Annotated in this window: 21 protein-coding genes; 8 read left to right on the forward strand and 13 right to left on the reverse strand. The window is 33.3% G+C overall.

Annotation, left to right across the window (positions count from 1 at the left end; genetic code table 11):
* Positions 1–15: 15 nt before the first annotated feature.
* The 3 genes from ACJBCC_RS12795 to ACJBCC_RS12805 all read right to left on the reverse strand — a co-directional run bounded on the left by ACJBCC_RS12795 (position 16) and on the right by ACJBCC_RS12805 (position 6602).
* Positions 16–2025: a urocanate hydratase gene (locus ACJBCC_RS12795; protein ID WP_407557385.1), complete on the reverse strand. Its 2010-nt coding sequence runs from the start codon at positions 2023–2025 to the stop codon at positions 16–18.
* A complete protein-coding gene (locus ACJBCC_RS12800; RefSeq protein ID WP_407557386.1) occupies positions 2025–2186 on the reverse strand; it encodes a DUF5522 domain-containing protein in 162 nt (53 codons plus the stop codon). The genes ACJBCC_RS12795 and ACJBCC_RS12800 overlap by 1 nt, the downstream gene beginning before the upstream one ends.
* A 369-nt stretch (positions 2187–2555) precedes the next feature.
* Positions 2556–6602: a T9SS type A sorting domain-containing protein gene (locus ACJBCC_RS12805; protein WP_407557387.1), complete on the reverse strand. Its 4047-nt coding sequence runs from the start codon at positions 6600–6602 to the stop codon at positions 2556–2558.
* A 237-nt stretch (positions 6603–6839) separates the two neighbouring features.
* Here ACJBCC_RS12805 and ACJBCC_RS12810 point away from each other — a divergent pair, with 237 nt between their 5' ends.
* Genes ACJBCC_RS12810 through hemL form a run of 3 tightly spaced genes read left to right on the forward strand, consistent with a single transcriptional unit; the run spans position 6840 to position 9878 of the window.
* Positions 6840–7745: a 1-aminocyclopropane-1-carboxylate deaminase/D-cysteine desulfhydrase gene (locus tag ACJBCC_RS12810; protein WP_407557388.1), complete on the forward strand. Its 906-nt coding sequence runs from the start codon at positions 6840–6842 to the stop codon at positions 7743–7745.
* A 3-nt stretch (positions 7746–7748) separates the two neighbouring features.
* Positions 7749–8588, forward strand: coding sequence for a glucosaminidase domain-containing protein (locus ACJBCC_RS12815; RefSeq protein WP_299101820.1), 840 nt, complete (start codon positions 7749–7751; stop codon positions 8586–8588).
* A 3-nt stretch (positions 8589–8591) separates the two neighbouring features.
* The gene (gene hemL, locus ACJBCC_RS12820) at positions 8592–9878 is read left to right on the forward strand and encodes a glutamate-1-semialdehyde 2,1-aminomutase (RefSeq protein WP_299101819.1); all 1287 of its coding nucleotides are present in this window, start codon (positions 8592–8594) and stop codon (positions 9876–9878) included.
* A 35-nt stretch (positions 9879–9913) separates the two neighbouring features.
* Here hemL and ACJBCC_RS12825 read toward each other — a convergent pair whose 3' ends face one another.
* The 3 genes from ACJBCC_RS12825 to ACJBCC_RS12835 form a co-directional block, all read right to left on the reverse strand.
* The gene (locus ACJBCC_RS12825; RefSeq protein WP_299101818.1) at positions 9914–10258 is read right to left on the reverse strand and encodes a hypothetical protein; all 345 of its coding nucleotides are present in this window, start codon (positions 10256–10258) and stop codon (positions 9914–9916) included.
* Between the two features lie 100 nt (positions 10259–10358).
* Positions 10359–10826, reverse strand: a complete 468-nt coding sequence (locus ACJBCC_RS12830; RefSeq protein WP_299101817.1) for a hypothetical protein — start codon at positions 10824–10826, stop codon at positions 10359–10361.
* Positions 10827–10908: 82 nt separating this feature from the next.
* Positions 10909–12411 carry a hypothetical protein gene (locus ACJBCC_RS12835; protein WP_299101816.1) on the reverse strand — a complete coding sequence of 501 codons (1503 nt, stop codon included), beginning with the start codon at positions 12409–12411 and terminating at the stop codon, positions 10909–10911.
* Between the two features lie 151 nt (positions 12412–12562).
* Here ACJBCC_RS12835 and yiaA point away from each other — a divergent pair, with 151 nt between their 5' ends.
* Together yiaA and ACJBCC_RS12845 are read left to right on the forward strand one after the other, a co-directional pair.
* On the forward strand, positions 12563–13054 hold the full coding sequence (gene yiaA / locus ACJBCC_RS12840) for an inner membrane protein YiaA (RefSeq protein WP_299101815.1): 492 nt from the start codon (positions 12563–12565) through the stop codon (positions 13052–13054).
* 74 nt (positions 13055–13128) lie between these two features.
* The gene (locus ACJBCC_RS12845) at positions 13129–13824 is read left to right on the forward strand and encodes a CPBP family intramembrane glutamic endopeptidase (RefSeq protein WP_299101814.1); all 696 of its coding nucleotides are present in this window, start codon (positions 13129–13131) and stop codon (positions 13822–13824) included.
* 70 nt (positions 13825–13894) lie between these two features.
* On the opposite strand, the gene ACJBCC_RS12850 is transcribed toward ACJBCC_RS12845, so the two are convergent.
* The 6 genes from ACJBCC_RS12850 to ACJBCC_RS12875 all read right to left on the reverse strand — a co-directional run bounded on the left by ACJBCC_RS12850 (position 13895) and on the right by ACJBCC_RS12875 (position 21998).
* Positions 13895–16378, reverse strand: coding sequence for a zinc-dependent metalloprotease (locus ACJBCC_RS12850; protein WP_407557402.1), 2484 nt, complete (start codon positions 16376–16378; stop codon positions 13895–13897).
* 93 nt (positions 16379–16471) lie between these two features.
* Positions 16472–17464 carry a hypothetical protein gene (locus ACJBCC_RS12855; protein ID WP_299101811.1) on the reverse strand — a complete coding sequence of 331 codons (993 nt, stop codon included), beginning with the start codon at positions 17462–17464 and terminating at the stop codon, positions 16472–16474.
* Between the two features lie 132 nt (positions 17465–17596).
* A complete protein-coding gene (lysS, locus tag ACJBCC_RS12860; protein ID WP_407557389.1) occupies positions 17597–19285 on the reverse strand; it encodes a lysine--tRNA ligase in 1689 nt (562 codons plus the stop codon).
* Positions 19286–19368: 83 nt separating this feature from the next.
* Entirely contained in the window at positions 19369–20256 is an 888-nt protein-coding gene (locus ACJBCC_RS12865; RefSeq protein WP_407557390.1) for a thioredoxin family protein, read from the reverse strand.
* Between the two features lie 169 nt (positions 20257–20425).
* A complete protein-coding gene (locus ACJBCC_RS12870) occupies positions 20426–20833 on the reverse strand; it encodes a DUF1573 domain-containing protein (RefSeq protein ID WP_407557391.1) in 408 nt (135 codons plus the stop codon).
* Positions 20834–20942: 109 nt separating this feature from the next.
* Positions 20943–21998, reverse strand: a complete 1056-nt coding sequence (locus ACJBCC_RS12875) for a response regulator transcription factor (protein WP_407557392.1) — start codon at positions 21996–21998, stop codon at positions 20943–20945.
* A 110-nt stretch (positions 21999–22108) separates the two neighbouring features.
* On the opposite strand from ACJBCC_RS12875, the gene ACJBCC_RS12880 reads away from it, so the two are divergent.
* From ACJBCC_RS12880 to lipB, 3 genes are read left to right on the forward strand one after another with little or no spacing between them, the layout of a single operon-like run.
* Complete coding sequence (locus ACJBCC_RS12880; protein WP_173280114.1) at positions 22109–22267, forward strand: YqaE/Pmp3 family membrane protein; 159 nt, start codon at positions 22109–22111, stop codon at positions 22265–22267.
* Positions 22268–22320: 53 nt separating this feature from the next.
* The gene (locus ACJBCC_RS12885; RefSeq protein WP_407557393.1) at positions 22321–23124 is read left to right on the forward strand and encodes a hypothetical protein; all 804 of its coding nucleotides are present in this window, start codon (positions 22321–22323) and stop codon (positions 23122–23124) included.
* Positions 23125–23127: 3 nt separating this feature from the next.
* A complete protein-coding gene (gene lipB, locus ACJBCC_RS12890) occupies positions 23128–23826 on the forward strand; it encodes a lipoyl(octanoyl) transferase LipB (RefSeq protein ID WP_299101799.1) in 699 nt (232 codons plus the stop codon).
* 4 nt (positions 23827–23830) lie between these two features.
* Here the strand turns inward: lipB and ACJBCC_RS12895 are convergent, their stop codons facing one another.
* Entirely contained in the window at positions 23831–24880 is a 1050-nt protein-coding gene (locus ACJBCC_RS12895; RefSeq protein WP_299101798.1) for a nucleoid-associated protein, read from the reverse strand.
* Positions 24881–24897 lie beyond the last annotated feature (17 nt).

Here is a 24897-nt window from a genome sequence, read left to right on the forward strand (position 1 = left end):
CATTTTATTTAAGTGTTATACTTCATTGAATATAGCATCATCAACACTATTTGGCAATGTAATTTTTAGATTTGGTTCTTTTGCCATTGCCCGTTTTATAGCGAAAATAGCACCGTCATTTCTGGCCCAACTACGTCTAGCGATTCCATTATTAACGTCCCAAAATAACATTTGTTTTAGTCTTTTAGATGCTTCTTTACTTCCATCAAGAACCATACCAAAACCTCCGTTTACAACTTCACCCCAACCAACTCCACCACCATTATGGATGCTTACCCAGGTTGCACCTCTAAAACTATCTCCAATGACGTTTTGAATTGCCATATCTGCGGTAAAACGTGAACCATCATATATATTGCTAGTTTCTCTATACGGAGAATCTGTACCAGAAACATCGTGATGATCTCTACCAAGAATAATATATCCTATATCTCCTTTTTGTATGGCTTTATTAAAAGCTTCTGCAATTTTAGCGCGACCTTCTGCATCTGCATATAGAATTCGAGCTTGAGAGCCAACGACTAAATTGTTGTCTTGTGCGCCCTTAATCCATTGAATATTATCGGCCATTTGCTGTTGAATCTCTTTTGGAGAATTTTTCATTATGCTTTCTAAAACTTCACATGCAATCTTATCCGTTTTAGCTAGATCTAGAGGGTTACCAGATGTGCAAACCCATCTAAAAGGACCAAAACCATAATCAAAACACATTGGTCCCATTATATCTTGCACGTAGCTTGGGTATTTAAATTCGCGACCAATAGTAGGACTATCAGACATGATATCTGCGCCAGCTCTAGAGGCCTCTAGCAAAAATGCATTACCATAATCGAAGAAATATGTTCCTTTAGCCGTATGCTTGTTAATTGCTTTTGCGTGACGACGAAGTGTTTCTTGAACTTTTTGCTTAAATAGTTCTGGATTGGATGCCATCATTTGATTGGCATCTTCAAAAGAAATACCTACAGGGTAGTAACCACCAGCCCATGGATTGTGCAGTGATGTTTGGTCACTACCTAAGTCTATTAGAACATTAGCTTCATCAAATTTTTCCCATACATCTACAATATTTCCTAGATAAGCTAACGAGATCGTCTCTTTTTCTGTTTTTGCTTTAATAACTCTGTTAACGAGTTCATTTAAGTCTGTGATTTTTTCATCGATCCATCCTTGGTCTAACCTTACTTGTGCTATTTTTGGATTTACTTCTGCGCACACCGTAATACAACCAGCAATATTTCCAGCTTTAGGTTGTGCACCAGACATGCCGCCTAATCCTGAAGTTACAAATAGACTCCCTTTAGGTTCTTTTTTTATTTTTCTAAACCCGTTTAAAACAGTTATAGTTGTTCCGTGAACAATTCCCTGTGGTCCAATGTACATATAGCTGCCAGCAGTCATTTGGCCATATTGAGTAACGCCGAGTGCATTGAATTTTTCCCAATCATCGGGCTTAGAGTAATTAGGGATCATCATACCATTAGTAACAACTACACGAGGAGCTTCTTTGTGTGAAGGAAATAGTCCCATTGGATGACCTGAGTACATGACAAGAGTTTGATTGTCATTCATTTCTGCAAGGTACTTTACAGTTAACCTGTATTGCGCCCAGTTTGAGAAAACAGCTCCATTTCCGCCATAGGTAATAAGCTCATGAGGATGTTGGGCTACAGCGTAATCTAAATTATTCTGAATCATAAGTATGATAGCGGCAGCTTGTTTAGATTTGGCAGGATACTCGTCAATTGGTCGTGCATACATTTTGTAATCAGGTCTAAATCTGTACATGTATATCCTTCCGTATGTTTTTAATTCATTTTGAAACTCTTTAATTAAGACCTTATGATGTTTTTTATCGAAATAGCGCAATGCATTTCTTAGTGCTAATTCTTCTTCCTCTTCGGATAAAACGGACTTACGCTTTGGAGCGTGGTTTATGCTTGTGTCGTAAGGTTTTTCGATAGGTAATGTTTCTGGGATACCTTCTAAAATCTGATCTTTAAATGATAATGTAGATGTTTGCATTACTTTTTTTTTAAAGTATTTTTATTGAATCCATAAGGACAATGTCTGCAGCCACTTGCACAACAATAACCACGTTTTAAGTGATATTGTTCTGTAAAGCAACGATAGCCTTCTGGTGTGAGATAGTAGTCTCCATCTTCAATTGGGACATAATTCTTCATATTAAACAAAGATAATGTAATTTGGTGTGATTTTTGAAAGGATAATAGGTGTGATTATTATATCAAAATATCTGGTACCGAGAGGTTATGTTGGGATAACTATTTTTCCTTTTGTGTTGTTAAAATTTGAAGGGTTAAGAGGGAGCAAGACACTTTTAAACCATGAGAAAATACATCTGAAGCAACAAATTGAATTATTGATTGTTCCTTTTTTTATTATTTATGTCATTGAATTTTTGATTAAATTGGTTACATACCGAAATTGGGATTTGGCCTATAAAAATATTTCGTTTGAACGAGAAGCATATGCAAATGAAAAAGACCTTGATTATTTAAAATCAAAGTCTTTTTACAGTTTTGTAAACTATTTTATTGAATAACTATCTTTTTAGAAACAGCGGCTCCATTTTGTAATGAAATTTTCACAAAGTAAGGCCCAGTGCTTAAGTTGTTAGTTGGTAGGCTATAATTTGTGTTGTCAATTTTAAGATTCTGATGAATCAATCTTCCGGTAAGGTCAAATAATTCAAATGATATAATAGAGTTTAAGTTTGATGTGACTTTGATATAATCATTTATTGATCTAATATCTAAATCAGAAATGATTTCTTCATCCTTTATGCTCAAGGCTTGATTTGTAAATCTCAGGATAAATCTATCATTTATTTCCCCTTCTGTTGTTGTAAAGCTATATGGGTTTGCTCTTAAATCATGAATAACATTTAATTGTGTATCTTCTAAGTAAATATTCTCATCAGAGTTTACGAACATTCCGTCTAATTGGTTTATTGAAATTGTTAACGAGCCAGCATTAGAAGTTTTAAATCCTAATGGAATGGTATCTGTGTCAACAAACGGTATGCCTTTAGCTTGTATCGCTAGTTTTTCATCTGCTACTAGTGAGTAGAATTGATCACCACCTTTGTTGATGGAGTAGCCATCGTATAATCTGTCAATGCCATCTGTTGCATCAGTGATATAGCCAACTAAAGTCGATAGTGCTGTATTGTCTTCTCTAACTAAATCTAACCAAATTCTATGCTTTTCTTGGGTGTCTGCACTTCTATAAAAACCATCGTTGGCATAATTACCTCTCATAGTATTGCTAAAAGTAACATTACTGTTTGTAGGTGCTGAATCTAACATTAGTGCAAAGAAACCTTGACCAGATGCGATGTAATCGTTGAAACCAGGAGGTGTAGATCCTAGGCTATTGGCTGCTAAATAATCCGTATCTGAATAATTATATGCATAACCTTCATAAAAAGGAGTGTCAATAGAGCTGCTAACTGGTGTTGAATGTTGCCAAAAATAAAGTGTGCCATCGATAGCAGGATTAGCGTCTACAAAATCTTTTAGAGAAATAGCAGATGGATATGGGTTACCTAGTAAATTCCAGTTATCATCTTCTGATGTTGCTGTGTTAGCTGTACCTGCATAATTGGCACCTGTATAAGTTCCTCTATATATTGGGTAAGATATTTTACCGTTATTTAGTGTGCCATTAAATTCTGCTGTGTTGGTAATTGATGTGCCTGAAAGTCCACGTACAATATAGCCTTTTCCCAACTCCATATCTTCACTTGTGTTTGTCCAGTTTCCGTGATTTCCAGCTGTCCCATTAGCTACAGTCGGAATCCATTCGAAAATAAGACTATTTGACGTGCCAGGAGAAATATCTTCAATATCAAAAACGTCTACGGGAGAAGACCAATAAACATAATCATAATTATTTAGTCCATCAACCTTACGTTGTACTCTTGCTGTTCCAGTATTTTTATTAACATTTACATCTGTTATTTGTATAATACTTGAGCCGTCAGTGAGTTCTAAATCTCCATTTGGGTCAATTTGAATGACATCTTCAATTGTTAGTGACGCATTGGTTTGCTGGGTTAATAATGCATTATCTTCTATGGCCAAATTGTATCCAAAGCCGTCGGTAGAGCTTAACATAATTGGGTCGTTGGCTGTATCTGGGATTGTAATACAATTTGTAATTATAGGTACGCCAACGGGTGTCCAATTGTTTGGGTTTTCCCAGGCTGTACTTTGTGAGCCATTCCAGGTCTTTTTCCCTTCAACAGTTACAGTTGTTGGATCTAACTCTACTAAGGTTGCACCACTACACAAATCATATGTTACTTCTGCGAAATAAGTTGTGGTTTCCGTTGGTTCAACAACTATTATACCATCATTATTTGGATCAATAATTTCATTGGCTGCAGATATTGAGTTTTCATACCATTTTAGTGTAGTGATAGAATTTCCAGATGGTGTAAATCTCCATGCCTCATTTGTTACAGACCAATTGGTATCAGATGAATTTCTATTTGGAGCGGCTAATCCAGTCACAGAGTTTGCTTGAATTGCAACAGATGCGTTACCGTTGTTCCAACTGTTAAGTGCTACCTTTTCTTCAATGTATACCTCAATTATATTAGTGTCTTCATAAAGAACAATCATTCCTGTGTATTTCAAAGAGTTGTCAGCATACATTGGCACATCGTTCCACGCAGCAACTAGTGCTCTACAGCCAGTATCTAATGTTATGAGTTGATAACCAATCTCGCCACCAGCACTTGGATCTACATCATGATGTACTCCGAAGATTGATGCTCCATAGTAGCGACCTGATGTATTATTGAATGTTGGTATGTTTTCTGTAAAACTCCATCCCGATGATGTGCCAGCTAATCCATCGTTAAAAGATATCACGCCATTAGAACCAATAACGCATGAATTGTAGGTGTTATCATAAAAACAAAAGTCGAATGGTAAATTTACAACTGGAGACCAAACATCATCGACATTAACACTCACAGGGTTTTCTAAACACCCGAACTGATATGGAGGATTGTAATCAATGGTATTTACGTTATAGTTTGAAGTTTCTCCTAACTGAAGGTAGTTGGCTTCTAAAGTTGTGCTACCAATAGAGCAATTGATGTTAACATCTGAACCGGAAGAACCTAACCCTCCAGCATCTACAGATGGGCAAGCTAAACTCGAAGTTCCTAAGACATTAGTTGCTTCGCAAGGCAGTAATACACATATTGAAAAAGTTCCATTATGTCCTGTACTACTAGATCTACTGTAGACTCTAATGAGATATGTGGTACCCACATTTAAACCAACTAATGTTGTAGTTTCTGATTCGGTTATTCCAGTGCTGTTTTCGCAAATCAATGAAGATCCATTACATCCTCCAACAAAAACTTCAAAAACAATATCGAGTATAGATAATCTATCTACAATAATGGTGTGTTCTGGTCTTTCGGCAACAAAAGAATACCAAACATCATCATTTGCTGTACCTGAACATCCTGATAGTGACTCCGTACCACCAATAGTGGTACCTGTAACAGGATTACATGTTATTTCTGGGTTCAAAGAAATGGCATTTGAGCAATCGTCATTTGGTGGCGGTGGAATTGTTGGTTCTGTAATACATATGTTAAAAGTACCATCATGACCTGTACTACTTGATCTACTATATACTCTAATGTGGTATGTGCTACCGGTAGTTAAACCTAACAATGTTGTAGTTTCATCACCTGTCGTACTAGTGCTGTTTTCGCAGGCTAAAGAAGTTCCATTGCATCCACCAGTAAAGACCTCAAATACGATGTCTAAAATTGATAACCTTTCTACAGTTATAGTATGTTCAGGTCCTGTGGCTACGAAAGAATACCAGACGTCATCATTAGCCGTGCCAGTACATCCAGGTAATGACTGAGTTCCATTAATAGTTGTGCCCGTAATAGGGTTGCAACTGGTGTCTGAAGTTAGCATAATTGCATTAGAACATAGGTCATTAGGAGGTGTACCAGCTATTCCAGTAATAGTTATGTCATCAAAAAAATTATATTCACTGTCATTATTAGCTGTACCATATAGTCGAAATCTTGAGTTATTTGAAAAAGAGTATACGGCATCTGTTAGTGTTGCAGAAAGGGTGTGTTCACTATTAGAGCCTTGAACATTGAAATCTGTGCCAAGAGTAAACGTGTCTACGGTAGACCAGCTAAATCCATTGTAGAACTGAAGTCTAAAGCCTTCTCCATTTTCCATATTAACTGCTTTATGACAAAAAGTTATTGTGACCTCACTGTAACTTTCTAAGTTAATTTCGGGAGAGGTATTTATATTTCTACTGGTGTTGTTACCTCTAGTGTATAGGGAGTAACTATCTGAACAAGACCAACTACTATTATTAAAACGACCTGATCTATTTCCATTGTTTGTCCAAGTCTGGAAGTCAGCGTTTGAGTCATACGTTATTGGTAATTGGGCGTGTGCAAAATTACTGGTTAATAGGAGTAGACCTATCATTAAAATGATACTTGATCTTTTATTAAGTCCATTAGTTTTTTTGATTTGTTTAATGGAAAGAGAATGTAAAGTATTCTTCATAATAAGTAGGGTTTTAGACTAATATTAGTCAACGATAATCATCACTAATTAGCTTAATCTTAATATTAATTTGGATTAATTGTTCAAATAATTCGTCAAGTGTAGTAAAAAAATCACAGAAAAAATAATTTTTTACCGTTAAAACGATTAAAAACACCGATAAACGGTATTTTGTACATTTTTTCTTACTTATATTGTGTGTTTATAATTAAAATGTGTTACTTATCTTTGTTTACAATGGAGAAAGTTAGTATTCAAAATCAAAAAATTTTTATAGATAATTATTCAATTGAAATTATTGTCAAACGAGAAGATTTAATTCATCCTATTATTTCGGGTAATAAATATAGAAAACTGAAGTACAATGTTTCTCAAGCCAAAGCGCTTGAGAAAAATACTTTATTGACTTTTGGTGGTGCGTTTTCTAATCATATTGCGGCCTTAGCTTATGCTGGAAAACTTAATAACTTAAATACCATTGGTGTTATTCGAGGAGAAGAACTAGTTTATAAAGAAAATTTAAACCCAACATTAACTTTGGCTAAATCTTTAGGTATGAAGCTTAAATTTGTAACTAGGGAGGAATATAGGCGGAAAACAAAAGACTCATTTGTTAATACGCTCATTAATGAGTTTGGCGAATTTTATTTAATTCCGGAAGGAGGTACCAACAATTTAGCAATAAAAGGTTGTGAGGAAATTTTAAAGAATGAAGATTTTAGGGCTAATTATGTTTGTTGCGCTGTTGGAACAGGAGGTACAATTTCAGGGATTATTAATTCGTCAAATGCGAATCAGAAAATATTAGGTTTTCCTGCGTTAAAAGGTGGTTTTTTAAATCAAGATATTCGTAATTTTGCAAATCAAGATAATTGGGGGTTAATAACTGATTATCATTTTGGTGGTTATGGTAAAATAAAGCCAGAATTAATTTCGTTTATAAATACATTTAAGAGGGATTATAATATTCCGTTAGACCCAATTTACACGGGTAAAATGATGTTTGGTATATTTGATTTAATTGAAAAAGGATATTTTCCTGATGGATCAAAAATTTTAGTGGTCCACACCGGTGGATTGCAAGGCATAATTGGTGTAAACGAGAAATTGAAACTTAAAAATCAGCCTTTAATAGAAGTATAAGTAATGAAATTTAAAACTTTAATATTATTAATTGTTTTGACCGCTATGAGTTGTGGTCCTAAAAAAGGTATTGTAACAAAAAAGAAAACGACTAAGCCGCAAAAAACAGTTGTAGTTAAAGATAAGTCAGCAAAAAAACAAAATGAAGATGTTAAGGAGGAACCTATTGTAAAAGATAAGGGCGCACGTAATTCTGTTGAGGTTTATTTAGATCGTTATTCTGAGATAGCAAAAGATAATATGAGAAATCATAAAATACCGGCGAGCATAACCCTAGCTCAAGGTGTTTTAGAATCTGGTGTAGGTAAAGGTCGTTTGGCAGTTAAGGCTAATAATCACTTCGGAATAAAATGTCATGGGTGGAAAGGCGCAAAAATCTATCATGACGATGATCGATCCCAAGAATGTTTCAGAAAATACAAAAAAGTAGAAATGTCTTATGATGATCATTCTAAATTTTTAACAGGCAGGAAACGTTATGCAAGTCTTTTTAAATTAAAACCGGATGATTATAAAGGTTGGGCAAAAGGTTTGAGGGCTGCAGGTTATGCCACGGATAGGAAATATCCTCAAAAGTTAATTAGTTTAATTGAGCGTTATCAATTATATAAATATGACGCAGAAGTATTAGGGGCTTCAAAATCTAAGAAAAAAAGAAAGTCAACAACAATAATTGAAGGTAGAAAGAAGAAAGAGGTTTTTAAAAAGCATATAGTTTCTCAAGGTGATACCTTGTATTCGCTTTCTAGAAAATATAATACGACTGTTGATGCAATTAAATCTCAGAACAATCTAAAATCAAATGACCTTAAAGTTGGTCAGCAACTAATTATTCCAAATTAATTTATGTTATATCAAAGAAGCAGTGCTTTATTTAAAGAAGCTCAATCTGTAATTCCAGGAGGTGTAAATTCACCGGTAAGAGCGTTTAATGCGGTTGGAGGAACTCCGATCTTTGCTAAATCAGCTAAAGGTGCATATGTATTTGACGAGGATGGCAATCGCTTTATAGATTATATAAATTCTTGGGGACCAATGCTGTTAGGTCATGCGTTTCCGCCTGTTGTGGATGCCGTTATAGACAAGGCAAAGCAAGGGACTTCATTCGGTATGCCAACGGAAATAGAGACAAAAATTGCAGAATTGGCAGTTTCGATGGTTCCAAATATAGATAAAATTCGATTTGTAAACTCAGGTACTGAGGCCTGTATGAGTGCTATTCGATTGGCAAGAGGTTATACTAAAAAAGACAAAATTATAAAGTTTGCTGGCTGCTATCATGGACATAGTGATTCCTTTTTAATTGCAGCTGGTAGTGGCGCTATTACTTTTGGTACTCCCAATAGTCCAGGTGTAACTGAAGGCACAGCTAAAGACACTTTACTAGCAACTTATAATGACATAGAAAATGTAAAGGAATTAATAAATGCAAATAAAGACTCAATTGCAGCGATTATAATTGAACCTGTAGCTGGTAATATGGGTTGTATTCCTCCAGTTGATGGCTTTTTAGAAGGTTTAAGAAAGCTGTGTGATGACAATAACATTTTGTTGATTTTTGATGAGGTAATGACAGGGTTTAGGCTTGCAAAAGGAGGTGTGCAAGAGCTAAAAGGTGTTAAGGCCGATATTGTTTGTTTTGGTAAAGTTGTTGGTGGAGGATTACCAGTTGGTGCGTTCGCATCTAGAAATGAAATAATGAATTATTTAGCTCCTATTGGACCTGTTTATCAAGCAGGGACTTTAAGCGGAAATCCGTTGGCAATGGCTGCTGGTTTGGCAATGTTAAAGGAAATAGATGCTGATAAAGGTTTAATGAATAGGTTAGAAGAAAAGACTAAATATCTGCATAATGGTATTGAGGAAGCATTAAATAAAAATAATGTGATCTTTACGATAAATAGAATTGGTTCTATGATATCGGTTCATTTTTCTGATGAGGCAGTAGTTGATTTTGATTCTGCTGCAAAAGGTAATAATGATACCTTTAAAAAGTTTTTTCACGGTATGTTAAGTCTAGGAATATATATTGCTCCAAGTGCTTTTGAAACTTGGTTTATAACTGACGCTTTAACTTACGAAGATTTAAATGAAACTATTGCTGCTGTTGAGCAGGTTGCAAAAACATTATAAAAAAAAAGCCTCGCAATTGCGAGGCTTTTTTTGATTTATTCATTTTCTGCTACAAACGTTTTGTATCGTTCAAATTGTTCTTCAGATAAAATTGCTTGAACTTTATCATTTAATTGCTGTTCAATTTTAGCATCATCTTCTTCATTGATTGGCTTGTCTGCAACATTAGCTCTATTTTGTCCGTAGACTTTTAATGCTTCGTAAATTTCGTCGCGTTGCTCGTTATTTAGTTTTACGTATTTTCTTAACGCTTCAGTTTTTTTATTAGCTGCAGCGTTTATTTCTTTCATTAATTCTAATTTGCTGTTTTGCGCAACCATAGTTTGGCTACCTAATAACAGTGCAAATGCGAATAAACATAGAGTAATTACTTTTTTCATTATGGACTATTTAATTAAATTGGTCACTAAAGTAACAATTTTATTCAATAAAATAAAAAAGTATCGACTAAGCGATACTTTTTAATGTAATAATATGGGTTTATCTCTTTTCTCTGCGCTTATTTTCGCCTCTTTTTCCTTTTTCACCTCTTTTTTTATGTTTTCTAGGCTTCATTTTTTCAAACTTAGCATATTGTTCTTCAGATAAGATTGATTTCATGTTACGTTTCATTTGTATTTGCTGATCTAATCTTAGATTTTGCATTTTTACAAATTCTTCTTGAGAAGGCCTTTCTCTTTTCTCTCCTTCTTTTAGTTTACGACTATCTTTAAATTTTTGTCTAGTTTCTGCTTCTTCTAAGAAAAGCTTTTGTACTTTTTTTTGTTGAACGTCTGTTAAATCTAATTTTAATGTTAATCGTTTAGATTTTAAATCTGCAATGTCTTTAGGCGTCATGTCTTTTCGCATTTCAGATCTATTTCCTTTTCTCATTTTTTTGTCGCCCTTTTCTTGAGCAAATCCATTTAAGGTTACTAATGCTATGGCAATAATTACTAATTTTTTCATGTTGTTTTATTTTTATGTTATATCTGTTTAGACCTAACTATTTTTAATTCGTTTAATTAATAATTGAGATTTAACAAGAAATTTAACATTTTGCCTTAAGTAATTGCAATGTGGTTCTGTATAGATTTTCTTCTTCAACTTTGCTTTTTAACCATGCGTAAAAACTAATAACAAAAATATCTTCTTTAGCGATAGCAACCCATTTAAAGGAGTTTTCAAGAGTTGTTTTAAATTCAATAGATGTTACGCTTTTAGGATTTACATAGTATTGTTCGGCAAATTTTAAAAAAGTTAGAATTCTAATTTGACCTATCTTTTTTAAGTAGTTAGAATAGCGTCTTTTAAAGCTTTTTAATCTTGAAAAAAACAACTCATCCTCGCTTAATTCTATATAAAGTAATACTTCAGCCACATTTTTTTTTATTACCCAATCCATATTAGCTTTTTCAATATACCATTTATCAGTATGGTAAAACTTAGAAGAAATTGATTTAGCTTTTGTAAAATTGGCCTTCTGAAAGTGAAACATAAAACAGGATAATCGCAAGTCTAAAAGAGATTCTAAATCGTCATGTTTTTTATACATTATGCTTTCTACTAAAGAAATGGCTTTGTCTTGATTATTGTTGTAATTGAGGTTAAGGGCTTCTACCAATGTTTTCTTTAAAATAAAAGATTTGAAATACGTGCGCTTTTTTAGTAGCATAAGCTGTTCCATCTCCTTTATATATAATAATGAAGATTCAAACCTTTTATTTCTAAACAAGGTGTTCGCGATGATGTAAACTGTATGTATTTGATAGAAAAGTTGTTTATCGGTTTCTTTTTTTTGCTTTAACAAGCTGTAACTTTTTAGAACAAAATTTTCAATAGAATAATATTTTGTTGTGACTAATGCAGATATATGAGCTATAGCTAAAATTTGATATAAGGATTTAAATGAAAGTGAAGTATCAATTTTAATGCTGTGTTCTTTAAGGATGGTTTCGAGTTCTAATTCAAAGTTTATAACATTTCCTTGATGTGCTATGTTGTTTAAAACTGATTTTAGTTTAGCGTAAACAATGTTAAGCTGGTCTTCTAATTGATGCTTTTTTTGATTTTCTTTTTGTTTAAGAATTATAGCGTCTAAATCTATTTTAGTGAAACTTGGTGCGTACTGTATTTGTGTATGATAGATTTCGTTAAGCATTGGGAATAGTAAATGCTCATCTGCCAATCGTTCTGCTTTGTTTAAAATTTTATAAGCAATATTGAAGTTGTTTTGAAGGAGAAACGTTCTGGCGGCTAAGATATATTTTACAATCTGCATATCTATAGAGTTCTCATCTTCTAGGTTTTTATTCGCAGTAAAATCTATCAACGATTGAAATAAACGTTTACGCAAAGCATGGTATGCATTGCTGTGATCTACCTTATATATCTGTTGGCAAATTGTTTTTGAGTCGGAATCAATATTTGATAAGAGTTTAAATAATTGAATGTTTTTGGTGTCTTTTCGTTTGTTCTTTTGTTGAAGATAATTAACAAATTTTTGTTGATCTTCATAAGAAAAGGTATCAATTATAGATTTTAATTCTATCATTTAATCGTCATTAATATATACTAAAATTCTTTTAAAATATGTAATTTTTAATAAATATATTAAAATATATCGTCAGGTTATGTTTTATTTTGGTTTTCTGTATCTTTTAATTAGTTCGAGATTTGCGATATAATCATTAAAACAAAACATTATGAATTATCAAACAACAGTCTCATTAAAAGACGAAGAAAAAGTAAAAGCAAAGAAAAACTTAAAAAAGGTATATAATCACAAGCCAACACCTGCATTTATTGGTGCATCTTGGTCTGCGGTACTTATTGGTATGGTTGCATATTGCGTTGGTCTTTGGAATGCAAACATGGAACTCAATGAAAAGGGCTATTATTTTACCATTTTATTATTTGGCTTATTTTCAGTTATTTCAGTTCAAAAAGCAGTACGAGATAAATTAGAAGGCATACAGGTCACAGAGATGTATTTTGGAATCAGTTGGTTTACATCTATAGCGTCAATTGTATTATTAGCCATTGGGCTTTGGAATGCCACTTTAGAGCTAAGTGAAAAAGGGTTTTATGCAATGTCATTTACATTAAGTTTGTTTGCGGCAATTGCTGTTCAAAAAAACACACGTGATGTAGCTTATATAAATACTGAATTAGAAACTAAAGAAAACGAAGATTAGTTTTGATGATAGGTTAGTTAGTAACCCAAAACCTCGTAATAATTCATATTGCGAGGTTTTAAATTTATATTATCATGAAACAAAGACTTACAAATTTTTTAGTAGAGTTTTATAATATAAAACTCACGAGACCAACAACAGACAGAATTAGGATTTGTGAAATTATTGCAGTTTTCATTACAGCCATTTGCAAATTTATATGTGTAGACTTCCTTAATTTCAGGTTGACTTATGTTATTGTAACCATTATATCATGGTCTATATACGTGATTTATCGCTACAGAAAAGATAAGATGGTTCTTAAAGATTGGGGATTTAGAACTGATAATTTTAAACCTGCAATTAAACTTATGTTACCTTTTGCTGTAGTATCTGTTTTAACTTTTTTTATCATAGGATATATTCAAGGTACTATAAATTTAACATGGCATATTTTACCACTTCTATTTACATATCCAATATGGGGAAGTGTACAACAATTTTTAACTATAGGAATTGTTGCAGGTAATCTAAATAGCTTAAAGAAGTTAAGAATTAAAAAAGCTACGATTATTTTTATTACAGCAATTTTGTTCTCTGTCGTTCATTATCCATCTGTTTGGTTAATGATTGGTACTTTTATATTGGCTATTTTTTATGGTTATGTTTATTTAAAAGTTAAGAATTTATATGCGTTAGGATTATTTCATGGTTGGCTTGGTGCATTGTTTTACTACACGGTAGTTAATCAAGATCCATTTGCAGACGTATTTTTGAAATTTTTAAATTAATAAAAACTTAAGAATAAAAAAAGGCTTCAAGTTATCTTGAAGCCTTTTAGTTGTTATATAAAGTTTAATCTTATTTAGGATCTAAAATAAGATTAATACGCTCTATAGCATCAGCTATATGAATTCTACTCATAGAATCGCCACCTCTAGCAGATCTTAATGAACTTCTTAAAGATTTTAATTCAGCTCTAACGACAGCTCTAATATCTGATTGGCTTGTGTTAACAGCAGTAGCTTTTACATAAGGACTACGAGATCTTCCGCTTTGGTTCTCTGCAGTCATTAAATAACCTAATCTATCAATATGAGCACGCTGTAAGTTACGTCTGTAAGTGTCAATTTTCTTACCGCTACGTAGTTCACTCCAAACGCCTAAACGAAGGTCTTTCATCATGTCTGGTAAAGAATAAGCTTTACTATCGTAGGTGTGTGCTTCCGTTAAACGTTGCATTTTACCTAAACTCATAATGTTATTAAGCGTTCTAGATTGTAATGCTCTAACGCGTTCTACAGAACCTGTAAATTCAATTCTATCAAAAATAGATTTGTCAATTAACCAATCAGGTGTATCAAATAAATTCTCTTGTACAAACTTCATAGCTTCCTTTTGGTGAGCTTTTGGTACGGCACTGTAAACAGCACCTTCTTGGTCTGAAGCCTTATAATGTTCATAAACACCACCAATGTTATTAGAAACATGTCCCATATAACGATTGAACTGAGATATTACATGACCATACATTTCATCTAAGTCATCATAACCTTCTCCTGCTTCAGTTGTCCATTCTATTAGGTTTGGCACAATACGCTTAAGGTTTTTAATTCCGTATTCACTTGCTAACATAGCATTATCACCTAAATCTTCGGTTTGTGAACTTGGATCAACTACATCACCAGCTTGTTGGTGTCCAAAACGGTACATTGGGTCACCAGCATGTTCCATAATCCACTGATTCAAAATTGGCTTTTCATCTTCCGCAGACTTATCTAAAATAGGTTTGTAACCCCAAGCAATAGAATATTTGTCATACACTCCAATATCTGGCATTAAAGCAACACCTTCATCACCTGGTTGCGCTATATAATTGAAACGCGCGTAATCCATAATAGATGGTGCTGTGCCATATTTTTTAGTGAATTCTGCGTCACGTAGTTTCTCAACAGGATAGGCAACACTAGATCCCATATTATGAGGTAAACCTAATGTGTGACCAACTTCGTGAGAAGATACAAAACGAATTAAACGTCCCATAACTTCATCTTTAAACTGAGGGCTCTGTGCATCTGGATTTATCGCTGCAGTTTGTACAAAGAACCAACCACGTAATAACGACATTACGTTATGGTACCAGTTGATATCACTTTCTAAAATTTCTCCAGTTCTTGGGTCACTTACGTGAGGACCATTTGCATTAGGAATAGGAGATGCTAAATAACGTACCACAGAGTAACGTGCATCTTCAGGACTCCATTCTGGATCTTCCTCTACAGTTGGTGCATCTTTTGCAATAATTGCATCTTTAAACCCAGCTGCTTCAAAAGCGACTTGCCAATCTTCAATTCCTTGCTTTATGTACTTTCTCCATTTTACAGGTGTAGCTCTATCAATGTAATAGATAATTTGCTTTTTCGGTACAACTAATTCTCCACGTTTAAATTTCTCAATGTCTTCATCTTTAACTTCTAGTCTCCAGCGGTCTAAAAATGTTAATGATTTACTCTTCTGATCTTCTTGTCCGTAATCTGTTTGGCTTCTAGCAAACCATCCAACACGTTCGTCAAAATAGCGACGTTTCATAAGATTCTCTGGTAATAAAATCATTGAGTTATTGATTTCAATAGAAATACTACCAGTACTCCAATTAGAAGGTGGTGCGCCTGCTGCATATGTTTTTACGTGACGTGCTTCAATATTTGTTGGGTAACTTTTTATGTTTTCAATAAAAGATTTATCACTTTCTAAGCGTGTTACCTTGTAAGGTCTTCTTCTGTATTGTGGTAAACCCAATGACTTCACATCTTTTTGAAATAAAGGCGAAGCATCAATTACAGTACTTGTAGAATCTTTACTGAATGCTTTAATAGGAAATGTGTAAAGTACAGGTTCGAAGTTTGAATTTTTTACAGCTTCATTAACCGGAAGTGAATCTGCAGCAACAACATTATAAGACACAACTCTTAATATCACTTTTTTGCCTTTTTTCTCCCAACGTAGTACCTGCTCGTTTTGTTTACCACCACCAAAACCTAATCCAGCTGCAGTTTTAGAAATACGAGTAACCATTAACATTTCTCTGTTAAAAAGAGAATCTGGTATCTCGTAATAATACTTATCATCTACAGTATGTACTGTAAATAAACCTGCATCACTTTTGGCATCTTTAGTAATGACTTTGTTATAAGGTTTTGGATCGTTTTTACCAGGTTTTTTCGCTGGTGGCTTTGCCATTGCAGTGGCACTTTTTGATTTTCCGGCTTTCTTAGCTGTAGAGCAAGAAAATGCAAGAAAAGCTGAAACTACTAAAAGTAGTTTGAGGGATAAATGTTTCAAAATAAGTTGGTTTTTAGAAATTTTTGATGAAAATAAGGTTTTAGCTGAGAATCTTTTAATTTTTTCCTTGATTTTAGTATATTTTTAACGTGATTTTCAAAGGGTATTCATGTATTGTTGAATAAGATCTAAACCTTCAGTATGTCTCATTGTTGTCCCAATGTATGGCATGCTAATACCGTCTAAGTAAAAAGAGACTCTGTAATCCATAAGTACACTCTGATCTATCATGTTAGTGTCTTCTAAAGGAACTTCAAAAGCTAAATTTAGTGTAGATTGATCCTCGCAACTGCCTCCAGGAATATGGCAATGCGCACAGTTAATATCAATATAAGCTCTTGCTCTTATATCTAATGGAAGCGAGGTGTCTTCCCAGTTTGGTAAGCTTCTAACAGCAGAACTACTTGCTACACCTATTAATTGTTGATTTGTTATAAATTCTTCTAACTGATTTACACCATTAATATCAAAGTTCATTGATCTTAGTTTAGGACCAATAGGTAAAATGTTCTCGCTATTAGAGTGGCATGTAAAGCAGTCTGTATCTGCAGGTATTTTATAATTTGAAGTATTACTAGTACCATCCAAATCAATCCAAGTAACAGGCAATTCACCTCCTGTGTTGTCTAAAATGGCATCAGTTTGCTCAGTATTCCATTTATAATTTCCAGTTTCCCAATTGCCGTTAAGTTTAATTAAAATACGTGTTTCAATTATTGTTCTGCCTAAAGACAAATCGCGTTCATCAGCGTTGTAATAAAACGTTTTTGCTATTACTGTGTTATCTGGGAATATTGGTAACCCGTCACCATCAAAAGCCATGCTTGTCCCTTCTGGTAAGGCTATAAGTCTTTGTTTGTGTGCATAGTCTGTAAATAAAGTGGTGTTTAGGTTGTATTCAAAAGCCTTGTCAGTAATATTTAATTCGTCTAAATTACCAAGAAATAAGTTAAGATCAGATAGGTTAGTTTGAAACTGAGCTACAACAATAGGAGATTCTACAGGTGTTATAGAATCATCTTTTTCACAGGAAACGAAACTCAATAGAATAGCAAGAAGCCCAAATAGGGTTTTAAATTGATAAGACATAGATTTAGGTTTGTTGCTAATGTACAAAAAAGAAATAATTATAAAAACCTTGGAGATAGTTTGAAATCTTAATAAAAAAGAAGAACCATATAACAATGGTTCTTCTTTTTTAAAATTAATATGTAATGCAGATTATACCAATTCTACAAATAAGCCATCATCGGTTTTTTCAACTTTAGTTAAACCATGTTTTCCTAAGCCTTTAATGCCTTTATCCCAACCTTTATTGCTTAAACCAGACTGCGATTTTAAGGCTACTAAATCCATTCGTTTTTCAGCTTTTAAAACTTCAAGAATCGCTTTTTCATTATCACTTAAGTCTACCTTTTTCTTTTCTGGTCGCATCTGTGGAAAGAATAACACTTCTTGTATACTTTGGTTATTGGTTAAGAACATAATTAAACGGTCCATACCAATTCCCATTCCAGATGTTGGAGGCATTCCGTATTCTAGTGCACGTAAAAAATCATGATCTATAAATTCGGTAGCTTCGTCATCACCTTTTTGAGCGAGTTTTAATTGATGCTCAAAACGTTCGCGCTGATCAATTGGGTCGTTAAGCTCAGAGTAAGCATTTGCAATTTCTTTACCACAAACCATGAGCTCAAAACGCTCAGTTAATTCTGGGTTTTCTCTATGCTCTTTACATAAAGGACTCATTTCTTTAGGGTAATCTGTAATGAAGGTAGGTTGTATGTAGTTGCCTTCACATTTTTCACCAAAAATTTCATCAATTAATTTCCCTTTACCCATAGTCTCATCAACTTCAATATGCATGGCTTTTGCAGCTGCTCTTATTTCGTCTTCAGACTTATTGTATATATCAAAACCGGTGAATTCTAATATAGAATCGCGCATGGTTATACGCTTATAAGGCGCTTTAAAGTTTATTTTATGTTCTCCAAAGGTAGCTTCAGAAGTTCCGTTTACTGCAAGTGCACAATGTTCTAAAAGTTGCTCACAGAAATCCATCATCCAATTGTAATCTTTGTAAGATACATAGATTTCCATGGCTGTAAATTCTGGATTATGCGTTCTGTCCATACCTTCATTTCTGAAGTTTTTAGAAAACTCATAAACACCATCAAAACCACCAACGATTAACCGTTTTAGGTATAGCTCGTTAGCAATTCTCATGTATAATGGAATGTCTAAACTGTTGTGATGTGTTATAAACGGACGTGCTGCTGCGCCTCCTGGAATAGGTTGTAAAACCGGAGTTTCTACTTCAAAATAACCAGCATCATTAAAAAACTGACGCATGGCATTAAACAATTTTGTACGCTTTACAAATACTTCTTTTACATGCGGATTTACAACTAAATCTGCGTAGCGTTGTCTATAACGTAATTCAGGATCTGTAAAGGCATCATAAGTAACACCATCTTTTTGCTTAGGAATTGGTAAAGGTTTTAGTGCTTTACTAAGCAGTTTAAAATCTTTAACCATCACTGTTTTTTCGCCAACTTGCGTTGTAAAGAGTGTACCTTCAACACCTACAAAATCGCCTAAGTCTAATAGTTTCTTAAACACATCATTATACAAAGACTTGTCTTCGCCTTCGCAAATTTCATCTCTATTAAAATAAACTTGAATACGACCTTCACTATCTTGTAATTGCGCAAAAGACGCTTTTCCTTGAATGTTAATAGCCATTAAACGACCAGCAATGATAACCTGTTTACCTTCCTCAAAGTCAGATTTTATCTGTTTAGAAGTATGATTTACCGGAAATAAATCCGCTGGATAAGGGTTAATCCCTAAAGCTCTTAGCTTGTCTAACTTTTGGCGTCTTACCAATTCTTGTTCTGAAAGTTGCATTCTTGTTAATTTTTAATGGCTTACTCGTTTTGAAGTAAGCAGATGCAAAATTACAATTTTTACAAAAATTAAAGAGCACCTTTTTAGTTAGATTTTATAACCTTAAGGTTTTCTTTTAAATCAGCGTTGTTGGGAAGTAATTTTATTGCATTATTTAGCACGTCTATTGCCCTTTCTTTGTTACCATTAATGCTTAGTGAATTTGCTAAAGTCATATGTGTTCTAGGTTCTTCGGGAAACAGTTTGGTGTTTAAAGTGAAAACAGTTATTGCGTCTTCAATTCGGTTGGTACTGTATAATATTCTGCCATAAGTATTAAGCTCATACATGCTACTGACCTTGCCTTTATATGTTTTTAATAATTTTTTCTGTTTTCTATTGAGCCCTTTTTGACCTTTCTGTTCTAAAATGGCATCAACAGAAGCGACAATTTGATAATTAGATATATAATTATTTTCCGTGATAATGTTTTTTATATCTTCTTCAAATGAGTCAATTGGGTGTTCTACAATTCTATTGACTTCTATATTATTCTTGTAAAAAATTATCGTTGGTACTCTGTGAATATTTAAGCCTGCTTCTTCGTGCTGTGGACTTTGTTTGTACATATCTGGCTTTCTGCTAACAGCGATAACGGTTAATTGTTCCATAGGGAAATTACATGCTTCTAAAACCCTATATAATTTAGGAACTTCTTGTTTGCTGTCGCCACACCATGTTCCCATAAAAAGTTGAATGTTGTAGGTTTTTAATTTTGAAGAAATTTTGTCTATTATTTCTGAATTTGGTTCGTAGTTATTGTAGTTTGAAGTAAACCAAGACTTATAATTTTCGCCTTCCAAACCTTTCTTATTGATTTTTCCTAATAAAAAAGGAGTTTCGCCTTCTTCAATGATTTCTGTATTGAGTTGTGCATTTATCTGAAATGTAAATAATGCTATGATTATGATTGTGATGATGTTCGTTTTCATGATGATGATGATGATGATGATGATGATGATGATTTGCTTAAATGCTGTTTTAAAAAAGTAGATTATTCTGAACTCGTTTCGTGATCTAAAAGTAAATTAACATCAATTTATAAGATGCTGAAACGAGCTTAGAATAAAATGAAATGCTAGATTTTAATGTAGACAGCGCTTATTTGGCGGCTACAATGTTCCCTTTTATCTTTAATATTTTGTTGCCACCTTCAGCATTAGATGTTACAGTTATTGTTTTTGTAAAAGCACCTAATCTTTTGGTATCGTACTTAATTTCTAATTCGCCTTGATCTCCTGGTTGAATTGGAGCTTTAGAATAATTAGGTACTGTGCAACCACAGCTTGTTTTTACTTTGGTAATAAATAAAGGAGCATCACCAGTATTTGTAAAAGTGAATAGGCGTTTGCCTTCGGAATTTTGAATAATCGTTCCGTAGTTAATAACCTCTGTTTCAAATTTCATAATAGCGACTTTAGTGTCATATTTATGAAATTCGGTGGGTGCTACGCTAAAAAAGCTTAAAGTAAAAACTAAAAGGAATGCCATGTTTAATGTTTGTTTCATGATAAAATATTTTTATGATTTCTATGAAAGCAAACATCAAGGATTTAGATGTGTTTTTTGATAAAACTAGGTTGGAAATCGGTACTAGTACTTGGTTGTAATTTTGTAATTACTTGGTAAACAACGACTTTGCGTCATCTCTAGATTGCACATTCAACTTTCTGTAGATATTATTGGTGTGAGTTTTTACAGTGCTAACACTCAGAAAAAGTGATTCTGCAATGTCTTTATTTGTTTTATCCATGAGTAAATGTTCTAAAACCACTTGCTCTTGTTTAGATAATTTAGCTTTTAAATCTTCAATTTTAGATTTATTTTGTTTCCAGTATCGGAATAAGAAAAATCCATTTAATATTAAAGAAAGCGCTAAAAAGGAATATAACAGTACATTTAAGTTAGAATTGGTTTTCCCAGACGAATTTTCAAGCATATATCGATCAGCTTCCAATTCGTTTTTATATTGCTTGGTGTATAATGTATTTGGGTAAGATTGTTCTAACCTTGCCTTAAGATTGTCGTAGTAGTTATTATTTTTTAAATCTTCAATATAATAACTGTGTAAGTCACTGCTTCTTTCCGATAAATACGTGAATATATACAATTCGGCTAAAGGTTCGTTTAAAGTTTCGCCATAGGATTGAAGTGTTTTAAACCACTTTTTATTATTTAATCTTCGGTTGGCTTCACTTCTAAATTCGCCATATGCAAAACGCATATCGTTTTTTAAGGAATCAATTTTTAAAAATGCATTGGCTTTAGGGTTGTTAGATTCTACCTCACAAAATATTTGCTTTCCAAATGAAAAAGGAAGTTTTAGTGTATCGGTATTTTTTGCAATAAATAGCAATGCCTCACTATCACTACAATGACCATTAAAATGATTGACACCTTGCTTATCATCAGAGCAACGATCTACGTGTATGCGATAAATTCTATTATCAAAATCTAAAATATTGCCTTTAAACTCAAAATGTCCAGTAGAATCTGCAGTCGTTTTCGCGATGATTTGTTCGGAATAAACACCAGCCATCTTTCTATAATCATCTACAATGGATAAGTATACAGATGTGTCCCATTCTTCAGGGTTTGTATAGCCAGAAAATGAATATTGCGCTTTGCAAACAGAAGAAATAACTATAAAAACGAAAAGAATTTTTATTCGCATAGAACGAAACTACATAATTTTAATGTGATTTCAATATGATGAATTCATAAAAAATGTAACAATTTAATAGAATTAACGTCCTATGTGTACATCAAATCAAAAAACAAATTATGAGTATCTGGCGCGTTATTTTATCTATTATTTTTCCTCCCTTGGCAGTTTTTGACAAAGGTTGTGGCTCCATCTTTATTACCTTTTTACTATGGATTTGCGGTTGGGTTCCTGGCGTCATAGCAGCCTTAATTATTTTGAATAATCCTAAACGATAAGAAATACACATTTTAGTTACCTTTGTTGTCTACTAATTTAAATTTTCCTGAAAATGAAAAAAGTATTCTTATTACTATCAGTTGTGGCTTTTTTAACGAGCTGTAATGTTACAGAATCTATTATATTCAATGATAATATGGGTGGCGATTATAAATCGTCTTTCGATCTGTCTCCTATGATGCAAATTGCAGGATCTCAAGGGCCAACTAAACCAGAAGCTGAGATGAAAAAAATGGACACAACTATTGTTTTTAATGATTTATTTAAAACTCATAAAGACAGTATTGCCTCGTTGTCTAGTGAGCAAAAGGCTAATTTAGAAAAGTTGAAAGGAATGATTGTTCATGTAAACATGGACGAAGCAAACGAGGTGTTTGAGTTTACTATGATTAAGCCGTTTGAAACTGTAAATGAGTTAAAAACCATTAATGATCAAATGGATGAGGCTATGGGAATAGTGAAGAGTATTAGTAATGAAGAAGGTGCTGCACCAGAGGATCAAATGGAGGAATTAACAAAAACTAAAGAAGTTAATTATTCATTTGTAAATAATACGTTTAGTAGAGTACAACCTGCTTCATTAATTAAAAAAGACGAAGTAACAGAGGAAACTCAAGACATGGATTCTGAAGCAGAAGAGGATGATTTTGGTAAGCAGTTAGAGATGCAATTTGAGGAGATTTTTTCTGCTTCATTTTATACCATAACCTACACATTTCCAAGAAAAGTGAAATCAGTTTCAAACACAAATGCAACAATATCTAAGGACGGAAAAACAGTACATTATAAGGTCGCTTGGAGCGAAATTAATAAAGATGAAACTGTAATGAATTTAGATGTTGTTTTAGAGGATTAAGATTTGAATAAAAACATACAACTTAAAGATCTTGGAACTAAAGATTTTAAGGAAACTTGGGATTACCAAGAGACGCTTTTTAAAGCCATTTTAGATACTAAAATTAAAAATAGAAGGGAAGATGCAGGCTTAGTTACTGATAATCATTTTCTGTTTGTAGAGCATCCGCATGTTTACACTTTAGGTAAGAGTGGTGACTTGTCTAATTTGTTGCTTTCTGAAGCTCAACTTAAAGAAAAGGAAGCTACTTTTTACAAGATTAATAGAGGAGGAGATATTACATATCATGGTCCTGGACAAATTGTGGGTTATCCTATTTTAGATCTCGATAATTTTTTTACCGATATTCATAAGTACTTACGCTTTTTAGAGGAAGTTATAATTCTTACTTTGGCAGAATATGGTTTAAAAACTGAGCGTAGTCCCGGAGAAACTGGTGTTTGGCTAGATGTTGGTACGCCATTTGCTCGTAAAATTTGCGCATTGGGTGTTAGAGCAAGTCGTTGGGTAACGATGCATGGATTTGCGCTTAACGTGAATGCAGATTTAGGTTATTTTGATAATATTATTCCATGTGGTATTCGAGGAAAAGCAGTAACAACTTTAAATAATGAATTAGGTATTGATATTGTTGATGAAGCTGAAGTTAAAGCAAAAATTTTGAAGCACTTTGAAGCGCTTTTTGAAGCTGATTTTGTTTAGTGAATTACGTTTCATCGTTAAAAAACACTTTGTAGTAGTGCATTTTCTTCTCTTCGTCATAACCGCGTTCTAGATATTCTGCCGAAGCATCAGGAGCATCAACATCCAGTTTTATTTGAATGTTGGTGTCTAGTTTTATTTCGGTTTTTATCTTTTGTTTTTGCTTTTTTAATGCAATTTCAGAAACGTCAAACTGGTTTCTAATGAGGACTTTATTGTCGCTTTCATAGGTTTTTTTATAGTCTTCAAATAACTGAATTTTATCTTCCTCTTCAAAGACCTCTTCTTTAAAAGTATCAATATTTACAATTTCATTTTCTTTGAAAAAATCTACTGTTTTTGCCAAGAAATTACTTTGTTCTTGCCCACCATAATTGGGTTGTAAAACTTCTTTTGAAAACTCTCTACAAAGCTCAATACAATTCTTGGTGTGTTGGTTGCTATCATCAGGATATCTAATGTTTAGGAAACTTTTGATCCAGTATTGGGTGTCGTAAGTATTATTATCTACACTAAACACAATTTTACCTTCCATATCAGAGGTATTGAGTATTAAACAACCTTTGTCTACTTTCTTTGCTTGAATCCCTTTTTGAACTAATATGTCATAATTGTTATCTTCTAAATACGTCTGAAAGAATTCTGTTTTATTTTCAATTTTAAAAATGCCTATGGCATCTGTAAAATAGTCTTCGTATTGTACATTTTCAAAATGACAAATAAGGACATCGCCTGTTTTAATTTGTGCAGAATTACTTTGTTCAAATAGGTGTGTGACGATGTGTTTAGAGATATCTACAAAATCAGCATCGTCTTTAAAGAGCTGATCGCTATAAGTGTTAATTTCATTGAGTCCGACGTCGCTGTGATGATGAAAACGATAATTCTCAGCAACACTAACAAATGGTTTAAGAAGATATGGCAGCATTAGATTGTAAGTGGCTTCATCAAAATGAACGATAGCATCTGAAAATGCATTTTTAGTGCCATTAAACTTGTTTCCAACTTTGTGGATAATGCAACTTTTAAGTGAAGCTTTTTGTCTTTTTATCATTTGTAAAATCTTAGACT

Source organism: Winogradskyella sp. 4-2091 (assembly GCF_045765065.1).
Classification (GTDB): Bacteria; Bacteroidota; Bacteroidia; order Flavobacteriales; family Flavobacteriaceae; genus Winogradskyella.